This is a genomic window from Zunongwangia endophytica, from assembly GCF_030409505.1.
Taxonomy (GTDB): domain Bacteria; phylum Bacteroidota; class Bacteroidia; order Flavobacteriales; family Flavobacteriaceae; genus Zunongwangia; species Zunongwangia endophytica.
Map to the genome: position 1 here is coordinate 2,752,420 of NZ_JAUFPZ010000002.1, position 23,267 is coordinate 2,775,686.

Sequence of the window (23,267 nt, forward strand, 5' to 3'; positions counted from 1 at the left end):
AATGAGATTCTAATCAAGTTCAGCATGACGCTAATGAAGAAATTAAATTCAACAATCGAAATTCAACATTTTTAATCTAACTTCTATTATCTATTCTCTAACCTCTAAAAGCGAAGCGGTCTAATTTCTCGCTTCTTTTTCCATCGGCAGTAATGCGCGATAAATAAATTCGTTTACGGGAGTTTCAATTCCCAATTTTTTGCCTTGCTTTACGATATATCCATTAAAGTTTTCTAATTCAGAAGGACGTCCCGCCATAATATCTCGTTGCGTTGAAGCTGTTGCTGTGAGTCCCTGCTTTCCGATAAATTGAAATAGCTGTTCTACATCTTCATCATCAAAATTAATCCCTTTTGCTTGTGCGATGGCTTGGATTTCAAGACCGGTTTTCTTCAAAATATCTTGTAAGTAATCGTCTTGCCACATTTTACCAATACTTACACGAGTTAATCCTCCTAATCCGCTAACGGTAGCAATAAAAGCAAACTTTCGCCACACTTCTCTAAATATATCTCCCGGAACAATCGCTTTAAAACCAGAATTGTTAAAAACTTGCTTCAATTTTAAAACGCGCTCTGACTTTTCATTATCCAACTCACCAAAAATAAGTTCAGGATCAAACTGAAAATGATTGATTACTCCCGGCGCTTCTTTTTTACTATAAATTTTACAAAATCCGGCTAAAACATTCTGTTTAGGTAATATTCCCTGAAGTTTTTCCATATTATCAGCACCATTTTGCAAGGGCAACACCATGGTATTTTCAGAAATAATCGATTTTAATTTGCTAGCTGCATCGGTAATCTGCCAGGATTTTAGACCCAGAATTACCAAATCTGGTGTCTCTATTTCACTAAGCTTATCTGTAGCTTTTACATCTTTCACTAAAAAATCACCGTTGACACTTTTTACGGTAAGTCCGTTTTCTTTTATCGCTTTTAAATGTTCATTTCTGGCAATAAAGCTTACATCTTGTCCTGCTTGCGCTAAACGCCCTCCAAAATAACCACCAACGCCACCAGTGCCATAAATTAGAATTTTCATAGTTTTAATTTTTATTCTGAATTTCATTAATTTTTAGCCAAAATTGTAATCCCTTTACGGATAATTTATGCTTATTTCTTCAAATTTAAACTTCTAAGAATAATTAGTAAAGTTTGCACGTTAAGAAAGTTAGGAAACCATTTACTTTATTATTTTTACAAAAAATTGGTAGCTGTATATGAGCACATCTTTTGAAAGATATCAAAAGCGTCGGTTAATTTCATCTTACTTTTCAGTAGTACTTAGTATCGCGCTGGTACTATTTCTATTGGGGATGCTTGGTTTATTGGTGCTAAATACCAAAAAAGTAGCCGACCACTTTAAAGAACAAATCGCATTAACGGTCTATTTTAACGACGATGCGAAAGAAGATGCCATGCAAAAGCTTACGAAAAGCTTAGATACTGCTTCTTACACCAGATCGGTCACATTTGTGTCGAAAGAAGAAGCTGCCAAGCAAACTAAAGAAGCTATTGGTGAAGATTTTATGGAATTTCTGGATTATAATCCATTGCAGAATTCTATTGATGTTTACATGAATGCCGATTTTGTTTCTTCTGAAAAAGTAGAGGAAATTGCCGCTCAGCTTTCAGAAAACACTTTGGTAGACGAGGTTTCTTACGACAAACCCTTGATTTCTCTATTAAATAATAATCTAAAAAAGATTAGTTTTTGGGTTCTTGTAGTAAGTGCTCTATTCACTTTTATCGCAGTTTTACTTATCAACAGTTCGATACGACTATCTGTATATTCCAAAAGGTTTACTATTAAAACCATGCAAATGGTTGGCGCGACCAAAGGTTTTATTCGTCGCCCGTTTATATGGAATAGTGTAAAATTAGGAATGATTGGCGCCATAGTAGCGCTTATAGGCATGGCTGCAGTAATCTATTATCTAAACAATAGTTTTACAGAACTCAATTTATTAGCTGATAAAAAACTAATATTAGCTTTATTTGGCGGTGTTTTCTTAACAGGAATTATTATTACCTGGTTAAGTACATTCTTTGCCACAACCAGATTTTTGAATTTACAAACAGACGAGCTTTATTATTAAAGCTAAAATTATAAAACATGAGCAATAACACTAAACCCCAAGAACAAGACAAAAACTTTGTATTTGGTAAAAAGAATTACAAATTCATGTTTATCGGTCTGGCCGTAATCGCTTTAGGATTTATTTTGATGGCAGGCGGAGGTAGCGACGATCCTAACGAGTTTAATGAAGCTGTATATAATTTTAGACGTATTCGCCTAGCTCCTGCAATCGTTTTGATTGGTTTTGGAATTCAGGTTTATGCTATTTTATTAAACCCAAACAAAAAATAAAATTTGGATACTTTAGATGCCATCATTCTTGGAATTATCCAAGGGTTAACTGAATTTTTACCTGTTTCTTCAAGCGGACATTTAGAATTAGGAAAAGCAATTTTAGGAGACAATAGTGTTCCTGAAGAATCTATGATGTTTACCGTTGTACTGCATTTCGCCACGGCATTAAGTACCATTGTAGTTTTTAGAAAAGACATTTTTGAAATTTTTAAAGGCCTTTTTCAATTTAAATGGAACGAGGAAACACAATTTTCAGCCAAGATCATTATTTCTATGATTCCTGCTGCGTTAATTGGTGTCTTCTTTGAAGAACATTTAGAAGAACTTTTTGGTGGCAGTGTGGTCTTTGTTGGCTTCATGCTTATCATTACGGCTCTTTTACTATGGTTGGCAGATAAAGCAAAAAATACAGGAAAGCCGGTAAGTTTTATGAATGCATTTATTATTGGTGTATCACAAGCTATTGCCATGTTACCGGGAATTTCAAGAAGCGGTTCTACAATTTCGACTTCTGTACTTTTAGGAAACGATAAAACCAAAGCAGCTCGATTTTCTTTCTTAATGGTTGTACCGCTAATATTCGGTAAAATCGCTAAAGATTTATTAGACGGTAATATTACTGAAGAATCTGTAGGAGGATCTCACTTAATCATTGGGTTCATTGCAGCATTTTTATCTGGTCTTGTTGCCTGTACCTGGATGATCTCTTTAGTAAGAAAAAGTAAACTTTCTTATTTCTCTATTTACTGCCTTATTGTAGGTGTTCTGGCAATCGGATTTGGTTATTTTGGTTAAAATCTGACTATTTTTTCTGAAGTGTTCTGAGTTATTTATGCTGAATAAAGTTGAAGTAACCGAATTCTTGATAAGTCTGTAAAAACTCTAAATTTACCTGCGCTAGTTTTAAATTTGTATTTAAGTTTGAAGCCGAAAATAAATTGAAGATGGAGCATCCCATAATTACCGCTGAAGAATTTAAAGAAGGACAAATACTACTTTTTGACAAGCCGTTAAACTGGACATCTTTTCAGTTGGTGAATAAAGTCCGTTGGATGATTCGTAAGAGCTGCAACATCAAAAAGATTAAAGTAGGCCACGCAGGAACTTTAGATCCTTTAGCTACCGGCCTTTTAATTATTTGTACCGGGAAATTCACAAAACGAATTCCAGAACTTCAGGGGCAAATAAAAGAATACACCGGCATCTTTAGCCTTGGCGCAACCACTCCTTCTTACGACCTGGAAACCGAAGTTGATGAAACTTTTCCAATAGATCATATTTCCGAAGAAGACATTACCGAAGCCACTAAAAATTTTATAGGTGAAATTGACCAATATCCACCGGTATTTTCAGCATTGAAAAAAGACGGTAAGCGACTTTACGAATACGCTCGTAAAGGCGAGAAAGTAGAAATACCATCCCGAAAAATCACTATCGAAAATTTCGAAGTTGATGCTGCTAATTTCCCCAATATTAATTTTAAAGTGGTGTGCAGCAAAGGAACTTATATTCGCAGCTTAGCACACGATTTCGGAAAATCGTTAAAAAGCGGCGCCCATCTTTCTGAATTACTAAGAACAAAAATTGGAGAGTTCGATGTAAAAGAGGCTTTAAACCTTGAAGATTTCGAAAATAAATTACCTGCTGAAATTTAAAAGCGTTTACCTATACTAATTCCTAAACGAGGATAAACTTCAAAATCGTTGCTATCACCAAAAAGTCTACCAGCACCGGCATAAATTTCTCCTACGTAATTGTTACGTGTTAGCAACTTAAAACCAACTGCAGCCCCTAAACCAAAATTGGTTGTTTTTTCATCATAAACACTTTCTCTTGTTTCACTATAATTACCGTTATCATCATAAAAATATTCATAGCTATAGTATGTATCACGGTAAGAAGCTATTGCCGAGTTAGCTTCGATAAAAAAACCAGCATTCTTCTTTTTCCCAAAGAAAAGACGATAATAAGGCGTAGCAATAAAACGTAGCGACAAATCCTCTGGTTCATCTAAGCCAACTCCGATAGATAATCCTATACTGCTATTATCTTCTAAAAAATACTCGTAAGTTACTTCTGGAATCCCTGCTACCGACATTCCTAAATTTAATTTTAACTCTTGTTTCGTAAGATCAATTGTTTCTTCCGTTTCTTGTGCTGAAACAAAAAGTGACATACTTAGAATAAATAACGATAGTAATCTAGTTCTCATTTGATTGATGTTTATGAGACTAAGATACTTAAATATTGAAATGGTTGCGCTTTTTTTCTTCCGTCACTAATCTTTTTTTATTTTTTGGAATACATTATGCGGTATTAACCACAAACAGATTTGTAAATTTGTTAATAATAAATCCATATTATTTTTATTGATTATAGGTTTGAAAGACACTAACTTCACAAAAAATTGCAAGAATTAAATTGATGCCATTCATTGAAAAATATAAAGCACTTCTAGTAACCATATTATTTTTTATGGTGCTACTGTTGTTGCTTTTCAATTGGCATTTGGGAAGTAACGCTAAAAAGAATCAGGAGTTTTTGGTTGATTTAGAATCTTATACAAACTCTTTAAAAGAAGTCGAGAAAGAAGAAGCCAAGCCTGAGGAGCAACCTGCCAACACTAAGCAACAAACACATCGCGCTTTTAACCAAAATCAGGAAGCCAGATCGTCCAATTTCAATAAAGAACTAAATGCTATTTTTGAGAAAAATACTGCTTCACAGCAAGAAACCTCAGAGAATAGCGAAACTGCTACTTCAGGTAGTTATAATCTCAAAAAATCTGGAACTAAAAATCAACAACAGTCTGATGGAAACAACGCATCCTCTCAAACTTCTACTAAATCTGGTAGTTTAAAAAATAGTTCTATTTCTTTCAATCTTAAAGGAAGAACGGCAGTAAATATTCCCAATCCTATTTATAAGTGTAGTCTTTCCGGTAAAATAGTGATCAATATAAAAGTAAATGAATCTGGCCGAGTTACATCGACTTCCTTTAACGAGGCGAGTTCTTCTTCAGATAACAAATGTCTTGTAGAAAATGCTATGCTTTATGCTTCTGAAGCGGTTTTTAGCAAGCTTTCTGGCAGAGACAATCAACCAGGTACAATTACTTATCAATTTAAACCTTAAAATAATTTATGACTAATAAACATAGATGTGGCTGGTGCCAAGGCGATTCTTTATACGAAGCTTATCACGATGAAGAATGGGGCATACCGGTGCACGATGAGCAAAAACTATTTGAGTTTTTGATATTAGAAACATTTCAGGCTGGTCTAAGTTGGATTACAATTTTGCGGAAAAGAGAAAACTTCAGAGAAGCTTTTGATGATTTTAATTATAAGAAAGTGGCTAATTATTCCGAAGAGAAAATTCAGGAACTTTTGCAAAATCCAGGAATTGTTCGAAACAAACTTAAGGTTAGAAGCTCAGTTTCAAATGCGCAGCATTTTATAGAGATTCAAGAAGAATTTGGCAGTTTTAATAGCTACATCTGGAGTTTTGTAGATGGCAAACCGATCCAAAATAAAGTTGAAAATTATAAAGAAGCGCCCGCAACTACAGAAATTAGTGATAAGTTAAGCAAAGATCTTAAAAAGCGCGGATTTAAATTTGTAGGTTCTACAGTAGTTTACGCACACATGCAAGCGACCGGTATGGTAAACGATCACGAAGTTTCCTGTTTTCGATATGAAGAAGTAAAGCGTCTTTCCTGAATTCTAACGATGCTCCTCTAATATCCTATACTGAATATCTTCAAGCGTTAATACAGGTACCTCCCCCGACCATGCTTCCAAATCGCCTTGATCATAAGATAAGAGTTCTGAAAATTCTTGGGTACAACTACTATTTGCTTCAAGGTAATTACAGGGATTTTCGCCATTATAACGCTCTGTTGTAACGCTAAAATCTTCTACTCCTTCCTGACCGATATAAATCTGAGGGTATCCTTCTACATCAAAATCTGATTCGTTGTAAAAGGTCATTCTATATTCCATGAAAGTAGTTCTAGCTTCCGTGTCTATTTCAAAATTAAAGAAATCGACTTCCGCATTTATTTCAGCAGGAGCTAAAACTTCTGGTTTGTCATCTTCACTATTTGAAGAACATGAGCTTAAAATGACTAAGCTGAACAAAAGGAAAACTATTTTTTTCATCTGAATTTTTGATTGATCTGTTCAAAGTAATCAAAAATCATATATTATTTCAAAAATTTTAAAAATTCCTTTCTAGAGATTTCCTCGGCTCCCAGACTTTCTAAGTGATTTGTATGAACCTGACAATCGATTAATTTCACTCCATTTTTCTGAAGTCTTCTTACCATACTTATAAAACCATATTTAGAAGCATTACTTACGCGTGTAAACATACTTTCCCCGCAGAAAACCTGCTTTTGTTTTAGGTAAAGGCCATATAAGCCTCCCACGATCTGTCCATTTTCCCAAACCTCAACAGATTGCGCAATCCCTTTTTGATGCAAACCGATATACGCTTGTTTCATCTCATCGGTAATCCAGGTTCCAGCTTGACCTTTTCGGTTAATTTCCGCACAATTTTCAATTACAGTTTCAAAGTCCTCATTATAGGTCACTTTAAAAGCATCTTTTTTAAAAAGCTGTTTCATGCTTTTAGAAACCTTTAAATTATGAGGAAATAAAACCATTCTTGGATCTGGACTCCACCACAAAATAGGCTGAGTATCGTCGTACCATGGGAAAATACCATTACTATAAGCTTCCACTAGACGATCTTCTGTTAACGATCCACCAACAGCTAGAAGTCCTTCATCAGAAGCGTAAGCTACATCGGGAAATGGCTCGTATGGTTTTAGAATTTGCACGTTTAGGGGTTTTAGTTTTCAGAAAATTACAAAAAGAAAAAAGCTTAGTACGTTAAGTGCATACTAAGCTTTTCAAAAAAAATATGTGCTAATTTTTAGAAAGGAAGATCGTCGTAGTCTTCATCTTTAAAATCCTGAGCTGGCTCAAATTGATCTGCCGGTGGCGGAACATTTTGACCTCCTCCTGATTGTGATGGTTGCAAATTCTCTATTCTCCAACCCTGGATAGAATTAAAATATTTGGTTTCTCCCTGCGGGCTTACCCACTCTCTACCACGAAGGTTTACACCAACTTTCACTGGTTGCCCTACTTGATAAGTATCTAAAAGATCTGTTTTATCCTGAACAAATTCAATCATTAAATGTTGTGGATATTGCTCTTCTGTAGTGACAACTAATTCTCTTTTTCTAAATCCGTTATTACCAAAAGTTTTGGTATCTCCGATTAATTTAATCTTTCCTTGTACTTCCATCTTCGTTTAATAATTTGCTAGTAATAATTTCCACGCTTCTATCACTCGTTCTTCATTTAGCAATAACTGCGCCTGTTTATGAATTGCTTCTTTTTCTCTTGCTGCAATAATTTCAGTAAATAAATCATCTTCAGAAACATAAGATCTCGCCTCTTCTATAGTTGGCAATTCTTCGATGTTTCCTAATTTACCAAGATCATTTCCTGTTAAGATACTACTTTCTCTAATTTCTTTTGGTATAGCATCTACACCAATCCCCAAATTGGCAATAGGTTTTGGGACCTCGAACATACCATCTTTGGCTCGAGTATACCAGTTCCCACCCATTCTTGCAACCTGATCGATTTTTACTTGATCGATATAACCATCTTCATCTAGAATTTCTTCTTTAATATGCGTTTTTAAAATTTCGCATATTACCAGATTTCCTGCCCCACCTTCATCTCCAAGTTCAATAATTTCATTCACTTTACATTCAAACTGTACGGGAGATTCTGCTACTCTAAATGGCTTTACAAGATCTGATGGCTGCATGGTAAGCCCAGATTTTTCGAACTCGTTTACTCCTTCAGCATAATCTGTACTACTTAAAGACATTTGCTGCACCATTTTGTAATCTACAATGTTAATCACACATTCTTCAATTACTTTCAGGTTTAAAAATGTATGTTTTAGACTTCCATCTTTACCCCTTCGAACTGGTGAAAACACCAATATTGGCGGGTTTGCACTAAACACATTAAAGAAACTAAAAGGAGCTAAATTTGGTCGCCCTTCAGCATCCAGCGTGCTTGCAAACGCAATAGGCCTAGGCCCAACTGCACCACTCAAATATCTATAAAGAGCGCCTGAAGGCGATTCCTTAGAATCTATACTTAACATGTCTTTATTTTTCACAAAGGTAATAATTAGGATAAGGAATTTAAAGCATGCTCGCACAATAATATTCACATTAAAACGCTTATCTTTAACCGCTTTTAAAATGAAGAGGAACTCTTTATGATTTTTAATGACGAACGAAAGTTTAACCGCTGGTTTATCATATTTGCAGGATTAGCTGTAATTATTTTAGTCTTGTGGAATACTACCATTTTTTTTAACCGACTAAAAGATGAAGAGCGTACAAAAATGAGCATTTGGTCTGAAGCGCTATTGGAATTAGATCGCGCTAGCAGCAACGAAAATTTGAGTCCGCTTATATTAAATGTTTTAAACAGCAATACCAGCATTCCTACCATCCAAACCGACGAGGAAGGGAATATTGTGTCTACCCATTATATCGATCCTGAAAAGATTGACACTCCTGAAAAAGCCGAAAACTATCTAAACCGGTTACGAGCTGAAAACGAACCGATTATTATGCATTTAGATCGGTTTAGGACTCATTTAGTTTTCTACGGAAATTCTCCCGTTTTAAATAGTTTAAAGTATTATCCGCTAGGTCTGGTAACCATTGGTTTTCTAATTCTTGGAGTAATTTATTTCTTTTATACAACCACCAAAAATAGTGAGCAGAATAAATTATGGGCAGGAATGGCAAAAGAAACTGCGCATCAAATTGGCACTCCTTTAAGTTCACTTATAGGCTGGACAGAAATTCTTAAGCAAGAAAACGTAAATGAAGTTTACGTTGCTGAGATTGAAAAAGACATTGATCGCTTACAAACTATAACTGAAAGATTCTCTAAAATTGGTTCGGCTCCTTTATTACAGGAAACCGATCTTGTAGAAGCCACCAGAGAAAGTTATCAATACTTACAATCCAGAAGTTCTAAACTAATTGATTTTAATCTGATCGTACCACGAGAAGAAATTAAAGTAAACCTAAATACGCAGCTTTATAGTTGGACCATCGAGAACTTAGTAAAAAATGCTATCGATGCAATGCGCGGAAAAGGAAAACTTTCTCTTGAAATTAGACAAAATGAAAAACAAGTTTTTGTCTATGTTCATGATACCGGAAAAGGAATCGATAAAAACCGTTTTAAGGTTATTTTCGAGCCAGGACAAACCACAAAGAAGCGCGGATGGGGATTAGGACTATCATTAGCTAAACGAATTGTAGAAGAGTATCACGACGGGCGCATTCGCGTTGCAAAAAGTGAGATTGGAGAAGGAACTACTTTTGAAATTATGCTGAGAAAAACCTAATATCGATTTAAGATTGCTCTAAGATCATCTGGTATCGCATTTGTTTGTTCTTCTTTGAAATTATAAAATACAGCCACATCTTTACCTATTGCACAAATTTCCTGATTATCGTTTAGAATATGATGTTCTATTTTAAAACTTTTAGTGCCAATTTCAGCGATTCTTGTTTTTATAAGAACATTTCCCGGATAGTGTAACGTCTTTTTAAAATCGCAATGCGTAGAAACTAACATTGCACCTTTTTTACTTTCAGTATACATTTTATGCAATCCGGTAGCTTCCCAAAGATTTACTCTGCCAGATTGCATAAAACGCATAAAGCTAAGATTGTTTACATGGCGATACATATCTAGATCGCTCCAATCTATCCTTAATTTTAATTCAAGTTTAAACAACGTCAGCTTATAAATTTACATGAATTGATTCAGCAAGTTCTTTAAGTTGTTCTTCGCTCATCTCGTGATGATTTGCAAAATTCATATCTCCCATATCATTTAACGGAATTAAATGCACATGCACGTGAGGAACTTCCAAACCTACAACGGCGACACCTACTCTTTTGCACTCAACTGTCTTTTCTAGTGCTAATGCTACTTTTCTAGAAAAACGCATAAGTTCCATATACATTTGTTCGTCCATATCGAAAATATAGTCGACCTCTTTTTTAGGAATACATAGCGTATGACCTTTAGCATTAGGCCGAACATCTAAAAAGGCTAAAAACTGACTATCCTCTGCAATTTTATAAGCAGGAATTTCACCGTGAACTATTTTTGTAAATAAGCTGGACATAATTTCAATTTTGATTAGGTTCTATAAAATTAAAAATCCTTTTCTTCAATCTAAGTTAAAAGATTTAGAAAAGGATTCTATTAATTCTTAAACAGTATCAAATTATTCTCTCCAGATTTCAAGTACTTCAAACTTCATTACACCGTTTGGCACAGCAATATCGGCTACTTCACCTACTTTTTTACCTAAAAGTCCTTTTCCGATAGGAGAATCTACAGATATTTTCCCGGATTTTAAGTCGGCTTCGCTTTGTGCTACCAATTTATATTTTACTTCAGCTCCATTATTTTGATTTTTAATTTTCACGTGGGAGTGAATTAAAACTTTAGAAGTATCTAATTGAGATTCGTCAATTACACGTGCGTTTGCTACAACCTCTTCCAGTTTAGAAATCTTCATCTCTAGAAGCCCCTGTGCTTCTTTTGCCGCATCGTATTCTGCATTCTCACTTAAATCACCTTTATCTCTGGCTTCACCAATAGCTTCAGAAGCTCTTGGACGTTCTACATCTTTAAGTTGATTTAATTCTTCTCTCAACTTTTTTAGTCCTTCTGCAGTGTAATAAGATACTTTACTCATAACTTCGTCGTTTTTATAATTGGTAAAGGGCCATTAAAAAGAGGCCTTTTTCCAAAAAATAATATGTTTTTAATGATTGTATAAATCTAACGGCCTTAACTAGGCGTAGGGAATAAAAAGATTATCCACTAAATGAGGTTTTTCAAGTCTCGCGGTTTGACTGCGAACTTGAATATTCTAAGCTGCATTATCATTAGATTATTGTTATTAATAAAAAAAATCCCACCAGTAATGGGATTGATCTTAACAAATATAAGAAATTTACATTTCCGATAAAAAAAGAAATTGAATGAAGCGTTTTTTATTTTTTAATATGCTATTGGTTTTATTAACAGGCTGTTCTTCGAGCGACGATGGTATTAATAACAACCCCAATTTAGTCAATATAAACTTCGGTTTCAATGTCAATCTTGATCTTCCACAATACAATCAATTAAATTTCCCGGGGAATCAAATAACTATTTATAATGAAGGAATTGGGATTAAAGGAGTAGTTATTTATAATGTAAATAACGATCTTTTTCTAGCTTACGAATTAAGTGATCCAAATCATGCGCCCAATGATTGTTCTGCAATGACTTTGAATGGGATTGAAGCTACCTGTAGTTGCGAAGGAAATGTATACAACATCATCACCGGTGAACAGGTGGAAGGAGAAGATGATTATGCGATGAAACCCTATAGAGTAGAAAAGCGAGGCAATACAATTACCATTTCTAATTAATTATTAAAACTACTGCGAGAAGAGGGATTTGTATTCAAATAATTTGAAGAGCAGTTAGAATAAAAAATGCCCGAAATTTTTCTCAAATTTCAGGCATTAGAACTAAAAATAAATCAAATATATTTAAAATTTAAGCGTAACCCCAGCGAGAAAATTGATTGTAGCCTGCGGGTAATAAGCAACATAACCATCATCATAATATCCATTAGAGATGTACTTTTCATCAAAAATATTATTCACCAAACCGGTAAATAGTACTTCTTTAAAAAGCGGTGCATTATCCCAGGTATATTGAATATTTAAATCGTTTACAAGATAATCATCCAATTCTGAACTTTCTGCTTCAATATTGCTCATATACTGTTCTCCTACATATTTGGTTAACCAGTTTATTCGCAAATTTTTTAAAGGATTTACCTGTATCATATTCCCGCCTACAATCGAAGGAGAAAATGAGATATCGGTATCACCAATATTCACCTGTTCATCATCTACAATAGTTAAAAAGTCTATATTTTTATTTCGACTTAAAGCAATATTAGGTCGTATGCTCAAATAATCTGTAATCCTAAAAGTAGCATCTATTTCTAACCCTAAACGATAACTTTCATCGCTATTTTCTCTTAAAGCAGCGCCTTCATTATCAATTTGCCCTGTTAAAACTAATTGATCCTTATAATCCATAAAATAAAGATTAGCGTTTATTTGGGTTTTGGAATCATTAAATCGCCATCCTAATTCGTAGTCATTAAGTTTTTCTTCTGTTGGATTGGGTTTGTTGTTACTAATGGCCGCCTCATAATCGCGCCTTACCGGCTCGCGATGTGCCCTGGCGAACGAACCATATAATTGATGTGCTTTATTGAACTGGTAAGTGAAGCCAAATTTAGGATTAAAAAACGAAAAACTATCGTTGACGTTAAATACTTCCAATTCTTCGGTTGGACCGGTAGCTTCATAACTAATGGTTCTTAATTGCAAATCGCCATACATAGCTAATTTTTCAGTAATAGAGACTGTTGTTTTTCCGTAGATATTAAAATCGGTTTTAACGGCATTATTAAAGTAAAACGGTTCTAATGGATCATTATTTCTGGCAAATCGGGTATAAATCACTTCTCCAAAGTGATCGCCGTCGTAGCGGTTCCAACCTCCTCCTAAAATAGCGTCTACTTTACTATTTTTATAATTCAAACTAAAAGTCGTACCATAAAAATGATTATCCAACCAGCTCGTATTTACAAGATCTGATGTAGTTACTTCTTCTCCATTAGCCATAAAATTAGATAATCCAAAAGAATTTAAATTGGCGTCTTCCTCATATTCTTCGTAATAACCTCTTCCGTAGGTATAATGGAACGCCAAGTTTGAAGACCAGTTAGTATCGTATTTTTGATTCCATAATAACTGGTAATGATCTTGCTGATAATTATCGGTTTGGTTATCGTAAAATTTTATATTGCCCTGCTCATCGGTATATTCACCAGAGGGATTATAAGTTCGGTTAGTATCCAATACATCACCTGGTATACCGTTCCAAGCCTGGTATGTGCGTTGTTTTCCTCCAAACATAATAGCTTTTACCAACGTATTATCTGCAACATAAGCACCTTGCAAAAAGTAAGATTTCAGTTCAGAATCTGCTCTATCAATATATCCGTCACTTTTGATTAATGAAGCTCTTCCTGAAAAATCCCAATGATCATTAAAAAGACCTGTATTGAATTTAGCAGTATGTTTATGGGTATTGAAAGATCCATAACTATTGGCAACCTCAGCAGATGCTTCTTCACTATACCTATCGGTTAAAATATTGATACTGGCACCAAAAGCCCCGGCTCCATTAGTTGAAGTTCCTACACCACGTTGTAACTGAATATTTTCTGTAGAAGAAGCAAAATCTCCCAAATTTACCCAGAAAGTTCCTTGGCTTTCAGCATCGTTATAAGGCACACCGTTGATTGTTACATTTGTTCGAGTAGCATCACTACCACGCACTCTAATCCCCGTGTAACCTACGCCGTTCCCGGCATCTGTGGTTGTTACTACAGATGGCAGATAATTCATCAAAATAGGAATATCCTGTCCTAAATTCCTACTTTCAATTTCTTCGTTAGATAAATTGCTAAAAGTGATAGGAGAATCGGCATCTACACGAATAGAACGTAAAAAAACTTCTCCTAAAACCTCTTCAGCATCACCAAAATCTACATCTAATATTTGATCTTCAGTAAGGTTTACTTCGTAGGATTTTCTATTTCCGAAGACAAAATCGATAGTATAATCACCTTCTGACAAAACAAGTCGATACTCCCCTAAATCATTGGTTTGCGTACCTTCTTTTTCTTCAGAAACATAAACTGTTACTCCGCTTAAGGGTTCTCCTTTTCGACTTACTATACCTTTTAGCTCATATTGCTGCGCAAGAGCAGACATACTAAAAAGTATAACTAAACTACTGAATAATATATTTTTCATTCGTAACAATGATTTACGAATAAAAGGGGCCATTATTCCATTTAAAAATTTGGTTGAAAAAAATAAATCCTGAATTTCTCTAAAAAATTTAGAGCATATCCAGGAGCGCTAGTGCTTTGTTTAAGCACTTATCCCTTGGCAGCATTACCTGCCCAGGTTCATTGGGTATAATCTCAGCCCTAAAGGCACCCCTTATGAGATCGCTGCAAATGTAAAACGGTTTTTTTGATTTATAGCTATCATTCCAATTGATTTAAATCCCGTATTTTTGAAGAGTTTGAAAAAGATATGCAAAACACCAAAAGATCTATAACCCTAAAAGTAGTTGCAGGCTACCTTCTTATCGCAATTTTAGTGGTTGTAGCGGTCTGGTTTATTTACAATCGCGTGGTCATCTTTAGCAATATGGCTCAAAGTAACAGCAGCAACAACGCGCAATTATTTTTGGTGAGTGAAATTACAAGTGATCTTTATGAAACAGAAAATGTTAGCCGCCGTCTTATCCAAACAGGAACTAAAGAAGATATTAAACTTTACCAGGAGCAATTAGACTCCATAAAATTAAACCTGATCGAATTAGATCAGGAATACGATGAAGACAATCTGCATACCGAGTTAGATAGCATTTATAAACTTCTGGATTTAAAAACAGAAAACCTGGAAGCCCTTATAAAATTACGCGAGCAAGAAAGAAACACCAATTACTATAAACAAGTAATGGAAGAACTTAATCGCGTAAACGAAAATTTTGAAGCCAATCAGGGTTACGATAATCGCTTTAACGATCTAGAGCCTTATCAAAAAAGAGTATTAGTAAAATGGCTGGAATATGCCAGAGAAGACAACGCAAAGTCACTTACTAATCAAACCGCAGACTCACTAGTGAGCTCGGTAAAAAAAGTACTAAACGATTTTCAGGAAGCTAATATTCGATTTAGAAACTCAGTATTCGAAAAAGAAAATGACCTGCTGGATAACGATATGGTTCTTAATCAGCAACTAAGAAAAATTCTTGCCAATATTGAACAAGATGAGCGTGTAGCATCTATCGAAAGAACTGAAAAAGCACAGCAAACCCTAGAAGATACTGTTAGCATTATACTCATTTCTGGTGTTGTTTGTGTGATAGTAATCTTGCTTTTTTTGATGCTCATTATTCGCGATGTACGCCGAAGCCAACAATATCGTTTAGAACTGGAGGAAGCAAAAAACTTCGCGGAGACCTTGTTAAAAAGAAGAGAGCAATTAATGGCGGCCATTACGCACGATCTTCGCTCACCATTGAATACTGTGATTGGCTATTCTGAATTACTGGATAAAACCAAACTTGCCAGCAAACAGCAACACTATTTGAGTCAGATTAACAAGTCGTCAGATTTTATTCTCCGATTGGTAAACGACTTACTGGATCTATCGAAACTGGAAGCCGGTAAAATGTTGGTTGAAAATTTACCTTTCAATCCCAAAAATCTTATTACCGATACAGTCCAAAATAATATTCCTGCAAAGCAAAATAAAGATCTTGAAATTAACATTGAAATTTCTGAAGAAGCCGATTCACAATATTCCAGTGATCCTTTCAGAATCAAACAAATCATCGCGAATTTGGTAACCAATGCTATTAAATTTACTGAAAAAGGTGAAATTCTCGTCACAGGTGCTATTCAGAAAAGAAGCAAGCATTCTTCGCTGATTATTAAAGTAAAGGATACCGGTATCGGAATTTCTAAAGAAAAACAAGAGGTCATATTTGAAGAATTTAGTCAGGAAAATAGCGGAATCGAAAAAAAATACGGCGGTAGTGGTTTGGGGCTTACCATTACAAAAAGCCTAACCTCACTTTTAAAAGGAGAAATTCAACTTCAGAGCGACCAAGGTAAAGGAAGCGAGTTTACCGTGATTATTCCGGTAAAAGAATTGAAGAAAGAAGCTGCTAAGGATAAACAAATAAAACAACCTCCAAAAATCCGGAATATTGACTTCGGAAATAAAAAGATTTTGGTAGTTGACGACGAACCGGCTCAATTAGCCTTGACCTTAGAGTTTTTAAGAAGTCATCAACTGAAGTATGAAACCGCAGAAAATGGAAAAAAAGCTTTAGCACTTTTAAACGAAAATGAATACGATCTAATTCTTACCGATATTCAGATGCCTATTATGGATGGCTTCCAATTAATGAACAACATCAAAAAGAATGATCGACTGCGTAAAATACCGATTATCGCTTTGTCTGGCCGCACCGATATGAAAGATGAAGTTTATAAACTTACCGGTTTTACGGCAAAGTTGACTAAACCTTTTAAAGCTCAAGATCTTTTACTTAAAATCAGCGAAATATTTGACCTCAACATAAATCAAAAAGAGGTTTTAGCTGAAAGCAAGTCTAAATCAGCTTCAGAAGCAACCGAATTATATAATTTAGAGGATATTTATATGTTTTCTGGAGAAGACTCAGAAGCCATGCAGGTTATCCTCAAAGCCTTTATAGAAAGTTCAGAAGAAAATATTCAGAAACTCAAAATATGTAAAAAGAAACACGATTTTGAGACTATTGGTCAAATTGCGCATAAAATGCTACCGATGATAAGGCAAATGAAAGTTCTTCTTTTAATTCCAATTTTAGAAAAGCTGGAACGTAAACAAGAAACTTCAATAGCTGAAGTAGATCAGGTAATAAACCAATTAGAAAAGTTGATGCAATCTTTAGAAACTGAGGTTACAGCTTAATATCGTACTGTTTCAATTTATTATACAGTGTTTTTCGATCTATGGAAAGCATTCTTGCAGCTTTGCTTTTATTTCCCGCTGTTTTCTCTAACGCCTCAAGAATCATTTTCTCTTCATTTTTATTTTTGAAAAGGCCATAATCTTCCTCATTCTTTTCGGCTGTAGCAATTTCATGCGGTAACACTTTCATGGGGATTAAATCATCCTGAGTTAACAGTACCGCTCGCTTAACCATATTTTTAAGCTCTCGTAAATTACCAGGCCATGAGTAGCTTTTAAAAGCATCTACAGCATCATCGGTAAATCCAACAACATCTTTTTCTAAATCAATATTAGCTTCTTCTAGAAAATGGTCGGCAAAAAGCATCAAATCTTCTTTTCGATCTTTTAAGGAAGGTACTTTTACCGAAAATTCGTTTAAACGATGATACAAATCCTCTCTAAATTCACCATCCTTTACGGCTTGTGCAAGATCTTCGTTTGTTGCCGTGACTACGCGAATATCGACTTCAATCTCCTTATTACTCCCTACCGGTTTAATGCGGCGCTCTTGCAAAGCTCTTAGTAACTGAACCTGTAGTTCGTAACTTAGATTTCCAATTTCATCTAGAAATAAAGTCCCGCCATTAGCAGCTTTAAAATGACCAATCTTATCATTTATAGCTCCCGTAAAAGAACCTTTAATATGTCCAAAAAATTCACTTGACGCAATTTCTTTAGGAATAGCTCCACAATCTACTGCGATAAAAGGAGCATCTTTACGTTTACTCTGAAAATGTATACTTTTGGCAACATTTTCTTTCCCGGTACCACTCTCACCGGTTATTAAAACTGACATGTTTGTAGGTGCTACCAACTCAATATAATCGTTCAATTTTCTAGATGCATCACTTACACCTTTAATGTACTGAACTGTTGAATGCGGTTTCTCCCTTTTCTCTTTTGTAGGCTGCTGTTCAGGAACTTTCTCTGCTACCACCTTTGTTTGCAACGCATTCTCTATAGTTTGCAAAATTGACTCTGGTCTAAAAGGCTTGCTAACATAATCAAAAGCACCATCTTTCATTGCTTTAACAGCCATGCTGATCTCTGCATAACTCGTCATAACAATCACCTGTGTTGCTGGATTCTTAGCTTTTACCTCTTTTAGAATAGTTAAACCATCATTATCAGGAAGCCTAACATCGGTAAGTACAAGGTTGAAATTTGATTTGGATATAATTTTTAGTGCATCTTCACCTGAAAAGCAAAGTTCTGTCTCATAATCTCTTTTAGATAAAAATGTTTTAAGCATTGTTCCGAAAGGAACGTCATCTTCTACTATGAGAATTTTGGGCATAATCAAATTTTAAAGCGAGACGACAAATTTAGCAAACATAAATTCAACTTCTTAAAAAGAAAGTATAAAAAAAGAGGCCTGAAAAGTGACCTCTTTTAATCTAATTTAGAATATAGCCTATGTATTTACTCCCATTTTTTGGAAAATCGGCCAGCAAAATCGCCAAATTTTATTTGTATTTTTTAGAAGCCCTAGTGTTAGTTAGTAGTTCCCGAGCTTCTAAAATTTAATACATGCTAACCGATTGTATCCCAATACCGCAAAGTTGGTCTCTTTGTTTTTCGGTAATTAGTCTATAACTTCATCCTCTTTTAACCATTCTCCTTCGGTATTCGCGTAGATCGTTTTACTCTCGCCATCCACAGCTACCTTTAATTTGTATATTTTTTCTTCGTCCTGCATTTTCACCCAAGCTTCAGAAGCCACAGCGTTAAATTCTGTCATTGTAGCGTCTTTAATTGATTGTGGCAATGCTAAAACATCAATCGACTGAAATTCCCCAATTTCTGGAGCAGATTGTGGTTCTACCTCTTCAGTTTCTGGTTCCATTGGTTCTTCTTGTGCTTGAATTGATTGGGTTGCAAAAAACAATCCTAGAATAGCAAACGATGATAATATTGACTTTTTCATAATACTGGCTTTAGTTTTATATTTAAGACTTTATCTTCTTCAGTCTCGTTATTACATAAGTAAAGATTGTGCCCAACTTAATTACAGCACACAAGAGATTGTTTTACAACTACTTACCCTAAAAATTAAAACTTACGGAAATCAATATTTTGTAGAATTTACGAGATATTAAGATTCTATTATGTAGAAAATATGCACATAAAATAATTGAAGAAGCATTTCGTTGATTTGATAGATTAAAAAAGAGGCCACCACAGCCTCTTTTAATCCGAAAATCTAAATTATCCAACAGTATGAGCTGCTGCGTTAGTTATTTAAAATCCTTCAATAACCCTAACATTTTATCATAATAGCAAAATCGTGCCATAACGTTTACGATCTAAAATAAGACACAAACAGCTAATTTTCAGAGCTTAAAACTCTATTTGGGTCCTTTACAAAAACTCAAACTTGTAGAATTCCACATAATTAAATTCCACAGGTGTAGAATTTTTACACAGCTCTATTTTAAAGGATTTTTTCTATTTTGTTTTTTCTCTGATTGAATTTTCTTCTTTCGCAACCTTTTCAGCTTAGCCATTTTACTAGGCTTTGTTTTTTTTCGCACTTTAGGTGCTTTTGTTCCAGATCTAATCATCGATAAAAACTGGCTTATAACAGCGTCTTTATTTTTATGCTGACTTCTGGAATTCCCGTTTTGCAGGATAAAAACTTTGTCTTTGGTAATTCTGGTTGCAAAATTTGCGAATATTCGCTCTTTTTGAATCTCTGAAAGTGATTGAGATTTCTCTATATCAAAATATAACTCGACTTTAGAAGCTGTTTTATTAACGTGCTGCCCACCAGGACCGCTACTTTTTACAGCTCTAAAGTCGAGTTCTTTTATTAATTCTTCTTCGTTTATCATTCAGCAGTCTGGTGACTTTCTTTTAGAAGGTCTGCTACTGTCTTCACTGGATTAAATGTCGTTACAGGCACTTCTACAAAAACGGTATTCCACTTCGCCATCGCACCATTCCATAAACCTGGACGCTCTAAAGCTTTTAAAGGCTTACCATCCTTAGTTTTGTTAGCAACAAAACTCATGTTAGGATCTACAAATTTCTCAAGATCATAAGTATTACCATCTGGTTTCTTTACGCTGCAAACAATATCCACCGGATTGAAGTGTGTAGAATCGTTTACAATTTTCACTTGCTCTGGATTATCCTCATCAATTTGCGCTCCTTCAATAATCTGAAGCGAAATTTCATCTTCTTCATCTTTTACCAAAAATGGACCTCCACCAGGTTCTCCTTCATTTTTAACCATACCGCCAATACGCAATGGTCGATCTAATTTTTCAATTAATTCTGAAGCAGACTCAGATCCTGTTAGCGACTTTACAAACAATTGGTTCATTAAGAAGTCTGATGCTGCTTTTAGATCCTCGTCTGAAGGATTTCCCTGAAGTTTACTTATCAAACCGAAAGTTTTATCTCTCAATTCCAACAACTTACCGGCAAGCATTTTTTTGTAATCCACAACGTCTCCCAAGTTATCCCAGGTTACGACGTTATCGATATTTTTCACAAAAATCAAATCTGCATCTTGCTGATTTAAATTATCGATGAGTGCTCCATGACCACCTGGTCGGAAAAACATTTTACCTTCCTCTGTTCTAAAAGGTGCATTCTCATCGTCTACTGCAATTGTATCTGTTTTTGGATCTTGGTACGAGTAAGAAATTTCAAATTTTAGATTTGTTTTCTCTTCAACTCTTTGCTTAATCTTATTAAATTCTGCTTCAAATTTCTCTTTATCGCCCTGCCCAACGGTAAAATGTGATTTTACTAAACCTTTACTATCGGCGTACTTTGCTGCTTCATATAAATGCTCTTCAAAAGCAGTAACCACAATGTCGTCGTATTTATGAAATGGCACCAAGCCTTTTGGAAGATCACTTAGTCCAAGACCTTTACTGTATAAAACATTTTCAGCAATAATCTTTTTTTGCGCATCATTACTTAGATCATCAAAATGATCATGATCAGCTTTAGCCTTTTCTATAGCATCTTTATAAAAAGGAAGGTTTTCTATAGAATTGAAGAAAAGCTGCAAACTAGAATCTCCTTTTTTATCCAGATAATCACGTAATTCTTCTTTATCTGGATCGAAATCTGAAACAAAATTGTGTAATGCTTTAAACATTCTTGTCGCTGCACCAGATGCGGGAACAAATTTTAAAAGATCTAATTCGTCCTTTTTATGTTCAAAGTCCTTTATATATTTTGTTCGTTGCTCGTCTGATATTTCAGAAATACCATTTCCTATGGTTGCTGCTTCCTGAATGTCAACTTTTATATTTCCTCGCTCAAAAATAGCGATTTGACGTTCTACTTCTTCCGTGGTTAATCCCTTATCCTGAATTTGCAGGAGATCTGATTCGTTAAATTTCACAGTTTTAGTTAGTTTTTGTTAGTTACTATTTTTCTATAATTTTAGAACAGACATTAAAAAATGCTGTAAATAAAAATTTTAAGTATTGTTCAATATTATTTAAGAAACGTATAAATCTGAAGAACATCGCTTCTCTTTCTTTGGAATTTCCATGACCCATCGAATGCTCAAGACATGTGAATATACGCCAAAAAATAGAAATTATCGGTGCTGTTTAACGGATATTTAGTTATTTATCCTTAAAACAAACATTTCATAAACTTGCAAATCAACAATCTACGAAAAAGCTTAATTTATCTCGCTAATAGAAGCTCCAATTGAAATTAACAAAGTATTTTCAATTAATTAGAAGTTTTGATCATTTCTAATCCAAATCTATTATGTAAAATAATTGGATTTGCTAATCAATATTTCTAAAAGGAAGCAACCTAAATTAGCTCTTAACATGCCCATTATTAAGATTATTTTTCCAGACTCTATAACCTTGTATTGCCATAAAAGTGAAAATAAGGTATTGCAGTGCTAACATTCCCAAACCTCGATGCGCATAAAGCGGAACAGTGATAAGGTCTGCAAAAATCCAAAGTGTCCAGTTCTCCAATTTCTTAATAGCCATATACCACATCGCCGTAAAGAACACTCCTGAGGTAAATATGTCGATATAATTTTCGGTTTCAATTTCTCTTCCAAAGGCTTTATAAACGCCGTAAGTAACCAGCATGGTTAGTAGAAATAAACCAAAACCGATTATTTTTTCTTTCGTATTTGTTCGAGAAATAGGAACTACTGGTACGCCATCTTTTTTTCTAGCCCAATTTATCCAACCATAAATACTCATTACCGAATAATAGAAATTCATCATCATATCTCCGTAATATTCCGCAATAAATAATAAGTAAACCGTAATTACAGTTGCGACAAGACCTGTGGGATAAACAAGGATATTTTCTTTTTTCGAAAAATAAACGCTTAGAATACCAAAAACGAAGACTATTGCTTCCAAAATAATATTGAAAGTTGAAGCTCCTCTATAATAATCTAAAAAGAAATCTGAGATCTGATCCATACAGGTTTAATCTGATAATATAAGTTCTAGAAATTTCAATCCCGAATTCCTAAACTTTGGAAAATGGCATTAAAACATTCCTGTTATTCGTGACAATATATTTTGTTCTTAACGCCAAAAATAAGAATAATAAATTCTACGGAACGCCTGACTTTAGCGAGAAAATTCTTACTTTTTGATTTATACTACCGAACGATTTTGGGTAATTTCTTCCATATTCTCATTTGCCCATTGTACCAAACTATGAAGTTTCGGGAGTAAGCTTAAACCAAGATTCGTTAATTTGTACTCCACTTTTGGCGGAATTTGAGCGTAAACTTTCCTAGAGATCAATCCATCGGCTTCCAGCTTCTTCAGTGTGACAGTGAGCATTTTCTGGGAAATAGTTCCTATTTTTTTCTGAAGTTCATTAAAACGTAGTGTTTCCTGCTCTCCTAATATTAAAATGACCAGCGTAGACCACTTATCCCCAAAACGGTCTAAAATATTCCGAACGGGGCAATTTTCAGCTTCCGTATAATTTATTTCTTTTTCTTCTGCCATAACAAACTGATTATCAACATTAGTTACTCTGTAGTAACTTAATTGCAAACTCGAAACTTCTTGATTATTCGTTTCACTTTAATTACCTTTACTTACCAAAAGTA

25 protein-coding genes are annotated in these 23,267 nt (G+C 34.6%); 9 read left to right on the plus strand and 16 right to left on the minus strand.

Annotated features, from left to right (window positions below; all coding sequences use genetic code 11):
- Positions 1-120 precede the first annotated feature (120 nt).
- Positions 121-1,044 carry a ketopantoate reductase family protein gene (locus QWY91_RS11925; RefSeq protein ID WP_290235364.1) on the minus strand — a complete coding sequence of 308 codons (924 nt, stop codon included), beginning with the start codon at positions 1,042-1,044 and terminating at the stop codon, positions 121-123.
- A 178-nt stretch (positions 1,045-1,222) separates the two neighbouring features.
- Here QWY91_RS11925 and QWY91_RS11930 point away from each other — a divergent pair, with 178 nt between their 5' ends.
- The 4 genes from QWY91_RS11930 (at position 1,223) to truB (ending at position 4,031) form a co-directional block, all read left to right on the plus strand.
- Positions 1,223-2,101 carry a cell division protein FtsX gene (locus QWY91_RS11930; protein WP_290235366.1) on the plus strand — a complete coding sequence of 293 codons (879 nt, stop codon included), beginning with the start codon at positions 1,223-1,225 and terminating at the stop codon, positions 2,099-2,101.
- 17 nt (positions 2,102-2,118) lie between these two features.
- On the plus strand, positions 2,119-2,373 hold the full coding sequence (locus tag QWY91_RS11935; protein ID WP_290235369.1) for a DUF3098 domain-containing protein: 255 nt from the start codon (positions 2,119-2,121) through the stop codon (positions 2,371-2,373).
- A 3-nt stretch (positions 2,374-2,376) separates the two neighbouring features.
- Positions 2,377-3,171 (plus strand): undecaprenyl-diphosphate phosphatase, encoded by a 795-nt coding sequence (locus tag QWY91_RS11940; protein ID WP_290235370.1) that lies wholly within the window; start codon positions 2,377-2,379, stop codon positions 3,169-3,171.
- 149 nt (positions 3,172-3,320) lie between these two features.
- Complete coding sequence (gene truB / locus QWY91_RS11945) at positions 3,321-4,031, plus strand: tRNA pseudouridine(55) synthase TruB (RefSeq protein ID WP_290235373.1); 711 nt, start codon at positions 3,321-3,323, stop codon at positions 4,029-4,031.
- On the opposite strand, the gene QWY91_RS11950 is transcribed toward truB, so the two are convergent.
- Positions 4,028-4,588, minus strand: coding sequence for a hypothetical protein (locus QWY91_RS11950; RefSeq protein WP_290235375.1), 561 nt, complete (start codon positions 4,586-4,588; stop codon positions 4,028-4,030). The genes truB and QWY91_RS11950 overlap by 4 nt on opposite strands.
- A gap of 212 nt (positions 4,589-4,800) precedes the next feature.
- Here QWY91_RS11950 and QWY91_RS11955 point away from each other — a divergent pair, with 212 nt between their 5' ends.
- Both QWY91_RS11955 and QWY91_RS11960 read left to right on the plus strand, forming a co-directional pair.
- Positions 4,801-5,511, plus strand: a complete 711-nt coding sequence (locus QWY91_RS11955) for a hypothetical protein (RefSeq protein ID WP_290235378.1) — start codon at positions 4,801-4,803, stop codon at positions 5,509-5,511.
- An 8-nt stretch (positions 5,512-5,519) separates the two neighbouring features.
- The gene (locus QWY91_RS11960; protein ID WP_290235381.1) at positions 5,520-6,098 is read left to right on the plus strand and encodes a DNA-3-methyladenine glycosylase I; all 579 of its coding nucleotides are present in this window, start codon (positions 5,520-5,522) and stop codon (positions 6,096-6,098) included.
- Between the two features lie 3 nt (positions 6,099-6,101).
- Here QWY91_RS11960 and QWY91_RS11965 read toward each other — a convergent pair whose 3' ends face one another.
- The 4 genes from QWY91_RS11965 to QWY91_RS11980 all read right to left on the minus strand — a co-directional run bounded on the left by QWY91_RS11965 (position 6,102) and on the right by QWY91_RS11980 (position 8,577).
- Positions 6,102-6,539, minus strand: coding sequence for a membrane lipoprotein lipid attachment site-containing protein (locus QWY91_RS11965; protein WP_290235383.1), 438 nt, complete (start codon positions 6,537-6,539; stop codon positions 6,102-6,104).
- Between the two features lie 44 nt (positions 6,540-6,583).
- A complete protein-coding gene (gene aat / locus QWY91_RS11970; protein WP_290235385.1) occupies positions 6,584-7,222 on the minus strand; it encodes a leucyl/phenylalanyl-tRNA--protein transferase in 639 nt (212 codons plus the stop codon).
- Between the two features lie 95 nt (positions 7,223-7,317).
- Positions 7,318-7,695 (minus strand): DUF3127 domain-containing protein, encoded by a 378-nt coding sequence (locus QWY91_RS11975; RefSeq protein ID WP_290235388.1) that lies wholly within the window; start codon positions 7,693-7,695, stop codon positions 7,318-7,320.
- 6 nt (positions 7,696-7,701) lie between these two features.
- A complete protein-coding gene (locus QWY91_RS11980; RefSeq protein WP_290237094.1) occupies positions 7,702-8,577 on the minus strand; it encodes a flavin reductase family protein in 876 nt (291 codons plus the stop codon).
- 117 nt (positions 8,578-8,694) lie between these two features.
- On the opposite strand from QWY91_RS11980, the gene QWY91_RS11985 reads away from it, so the two are divergent.
- A complete protein-coding gene (locus QWY91_RS11985) occupies positions 8,695-9,846 on the plus strand; it encodes a sensor histidine kinase (protein ID WP_290235391.1) in 1,152 nt (383 codons plus the stop codon).
- Here QWY91_RS11985 and QWY91_RS11990 read toward each other — a convergent pair.
- The 3 genes from QWY91_RS11990 to greA all read right to left on the minus strand — a co-directional run bounded on the left by QWY91_RS11990 (position 9,843) and on the right by greA (position 11,217).
- Positions 9,843-10,241 (minus strand): acyl-CoA thioesterase, encoded by a 399-nt coding sequence (locus QWY91_RS11990; RefSeq protein ID WP_290235393.1) that lies wholly within the window; start codon positions 10,239-10,241, stop codon positions 9,843-9,845. The genes QWY91_RS11985 and QWY91_RS11990 overlap by 4 nt on opposite strands.
- A 7-nt stretch (positions 10,242-10,248) precedes the next feature.
- On the minus strand, positions 10,249-10,638 hold the full coding sequence (locus QWY91_RS11995; protein WP_290235395.1) for an HIT family protein: 390 nt from the start codon (positions 10,636-10,638) through the stop codon (positions 10,249-10,251).
- Between the two features lie 102 nt (positions 10,639-10,740).
- Positions 10,741-11,217, minus strand: a complete 477-nt coding sequence (gene greA, locus QWY91_RS12000; protein ID WP_290235399.1) for a transcription elongation factor GreA — start codon at positions 11,215-11,217, stop codon at positions 10,741-10,743.
- Between the two features lie 289 nt (positions 11,218-11,506).
- Here greA and QWY91_RS12005 point away from each other — a divergent pair, with 289 nt between their 5' ends.
- The gene (locus QWY91_RS12005) at positions 11,507-11,941 is read left to right on the plus strand and encodes a Rieske (2Fe-2S) protein (protein ID WP_290235402.1); all 435 of its coding nucleotides are present in this window, start codon (positions 11,507-11,509) and stop codon (positions 11,939-11,941) included.
- 123 nt (positions 11,942-12,064) lie between these two features.
- Here the strand turns inward: QWY91_RS12005 and QWY91_RS12010 are convergent, their stop codons facing one another.
- Positions 12,065-14,419, minus strand: coding sequence for a TonB-dependent receptor (locus tag QWY91_RS12010; protein WP_290235406.1), 2,355 nt, complete (start codon positions 14,417-14,419; stop codon positions 12,065-12,067).
- A 288-nt stretch (positions 14,420-14,707) separates the two neighbouring features.
- Between QWY91_RS12010 and QWY91_RS12015 the strand changes: the two genes are divergently transcribed.
- A complete protein-coding gene (locus tag QWY91_RS12015) occupies positions 14,708-17,146 on the plus strand; it encodes a hybrid sensor histidine kinase/response regulator (RefSeq protein ID WP_290235407.1) in 2,439 nt (812 codons plus the stop codon).
- On the opposite strand, the gene QWY91_RS12020 is transcribed toward QWY91_RS12015, so the two are convergent.
- The 6 genes from QWY91_RS12020 to QWY91_RS12045 all read right to left on the minus strand — a co-directional run bounded on the left by QWY91_RS12020 (position 17,136) and on the right by QWY91_RS12045 (position 23,163).
- Complete coding sequence (locus QWY91_RS12020) at positions 17,136-18,485, minus strand: sigma-54-dependent transcriptional regulator (protein ID WP_290235409.1); 1,350 nt, start codon at positions 18,483-18,485, stop codon at positions 17,136-17,138. The two genes, QWY91_RS12015 and QWY91_RS12020, sit on opposite strands and share 11 nt — an antisense overlap.
- 288 nt (positions 18,486-18,773) lie before the next feature.
- Positions 18,774-19,115: a hypothetical protein gene (locus QWY91_RS12025; RefSeq protein WP_290235412.1), complete on the minus strand. Its 342-nt coding sequence runs from the start codon at positions 19,113-19,115 to the stop codon at positions 18,774-18,776.
- Positions 19,116-19,617: 502 nt separating this feature from the next.
- Positions 19,618-20,022 (minus strand): alternative ribosome rescue aminoacyl-tRNA hydrolase ArfB, encoded by a 405-nt coding sequence (gene arfB, locus QWY91_RS12030; RefSeq protein ID WP_290235415.1) that lies wholly within the window; start codon positions 20,020-20,022, stop codon positions 19,618-19,620.
- Positions 20,019-21,554 (minus strand): DUF4301 family protein, encoded by a 1,536-nt coding sequence (locus tag QWY91_RS12035; protein WP_290235417.1) that lies wholly within the window; start codon positions 21,552-21,554, stop codon positions 20,019-20,021. The genes arfB and QWY91_RS12035 overlap by 4 nt, the downstream gene beginning before the upstream one ends.
- A 433-nt stretch (positions 21,555-21,987) precedes the next feature.
- Positions 21,988-22,620 (minus strand): nicotinamide riboside transporter PnuC, encoded by a 633-nt coding sequence (pnuC, locus tag QWY91_RS12040; RefSeq protein ID WP_290235420.1) that lies wholly within the window; start codon positions 22,618-22,620, stop codon positions 21,988-21,990.
- Positions 22,621-22,800: 180 nt separating this feature from the next.
- Positions 22,801-23,163 (minus strand): winged helix-turn-helix transcriptional regulator, encoded by a 363-nt coding sequence (locus QWY91_RS12045; RefSeq protein WP_290235421.1) that lies wholly within the window; start codon positions 23,161-23,163, stop codon positions 22,801-22,803.
- Positions 23,164-23,267 lie beyond the last annotated feature (104 nt).

Bases quoted from the DNA above. Each gene is read 5' to 3' on its own strand.
- QWY91_RS11925 (WP_290235364.1), bottom strand. From the start codon at position 1,044: ATGAAAATTCTAATTTATGGCACTGGTGGCGTTGGTGGTTATTTTGGA.
- QWY91_RS11930 (WP_290235366.1), top strand. From the start codon at position 1,223: ATGAGCACATCTTTTGAAAGATATCAAAAGCGTCGGTTAATTTCATCT.
- QWY91_RS11935 (WP_290235369.1), top strand. From the start codon at position 2,119: ATGAGCAATAACACTAAACCCCAAGAACAAGACAAAAACTTTGTATTT.
- truB (WP_290235373.1), top strand. From the start codon at position 3,321: ATGGAGCATCCCATAATTACCGCTGAAGAATTTAAAGAAGGACAAATA.
- QWY91_RS11950 (WP_290235375.1), bottom strand. From the start codon at position 4,588: ATGAGAACTAGATTACTATCGTTATTTATTCTAAGTATGTCACTTTTT.
- QWY91_RS11955 (WP_290235378.1), top strand. From the start codon at position 4,801: ATGCCATTCATTGAAAAATATAAAGCACTTCTAGTAACCATATTATTT.
- QWY91_RS11960 (WP_290235381.1), top strand. From the start codon at position 5,520: ATGACTAATAAACATAGATGTGGCTGGTGCCAAGGCGATTCTTTATAC.
- QWY91_RS11965 (WP_290235383.1), bottom strand. From the start codon at position 6,539: ATGAAAAAAATAGTTTTCCTTTTGTTCAGCTTAGTCATTTTAAGCTCA.
- QWY91_RS11975 (WP_290235388.1), bottom strand. From the start codon at position 7,695: ATGGAAGTACAAGGAAAGATTAAATTAATCGGAGATACCAAAACTTTT.
- QWY91_RS11980 (WP_290237094.1), bottom strand. From the start codon at position 8,577: ATGTTAAGTATAGATTCTAAGGAATCGCCTTCAGGCGCTCTTTATAGA.
- QWY91_RS11985 (WP_290235391.1), top strand. From the start codon at position 8,695: ATGATTTTTAATGACGAACGAAAGTTTAACCGCTGGTTTATCATATTT.
- QWY91_RS11995 (WP_290235395.1), bottom strand. From the start codon at position 10,638: ATGTCCAGCTTATTTACAAAAATAGTTCACGGTGAAATTCCTGCTTAT.
- greA (WP_290235399.1), bottom strand. From the start codon at position 11,217: ATGAGTAAAGTATCTTATTACACTGCAGAAGGACTAAAAAAGTTGAGA.
- QWY91_RS12005 (WP_290235402.1), top strand. From the start codon at position 11,507: ATGAAGCGTTTTTTATTTTTTAATATGCTATTGGTTTTATTAACAGGC.
- QWY91_RS12010 (WP_290235406.1), bottom strand. From the start codon at position 14,419: ATGAAAAATATATTATTCAGTAGTTTAGTTATACTTTTTAGTATGTCT.
- QWY91_RS12015 (WP_290235407.1), top strand. From the start codon at position 14,708: ATGCAAAACACCAAAAGATCTATAACCCTAAAAGTAGTTGCAGGCTAC.
- QWY91_RS12020 (WP_290235409.1), bottom strand. From the start codon at position 18,485: ATGCCCAAAATTCTCATAGTAGAAGATGACGTTCCTTTCGGAACAATG.
- QWY91_RS12025 (WP_290235412.1), bottom strand. From the start codon at position 19,115: ATGAAAAAGTCAATATTATCATCGTTTGCTATTCTAGGATTGTTTTTT.
- arfB (WP_290235415.1), bottom strand. From the start codon at position 20,022: ATGATAAACGAAGAAGAATTAATAAAAGAACTCGACTTTAGAGCTGTA.
- pnuC (WP_290235420.1), bottom strand. From the start codon at position 22,620: ATGGATCAGATCTCAGATTTCTTTTTAGATTATTATAGAGGAGCTTCA.
- QWY91_RS12045 (WP_290235421.1), bottom strand. From the start codon at position 23,163: ATGGCAGAAGAAAAAGAAATAAATTATACGGAAGCTGAAAATTGCCCC.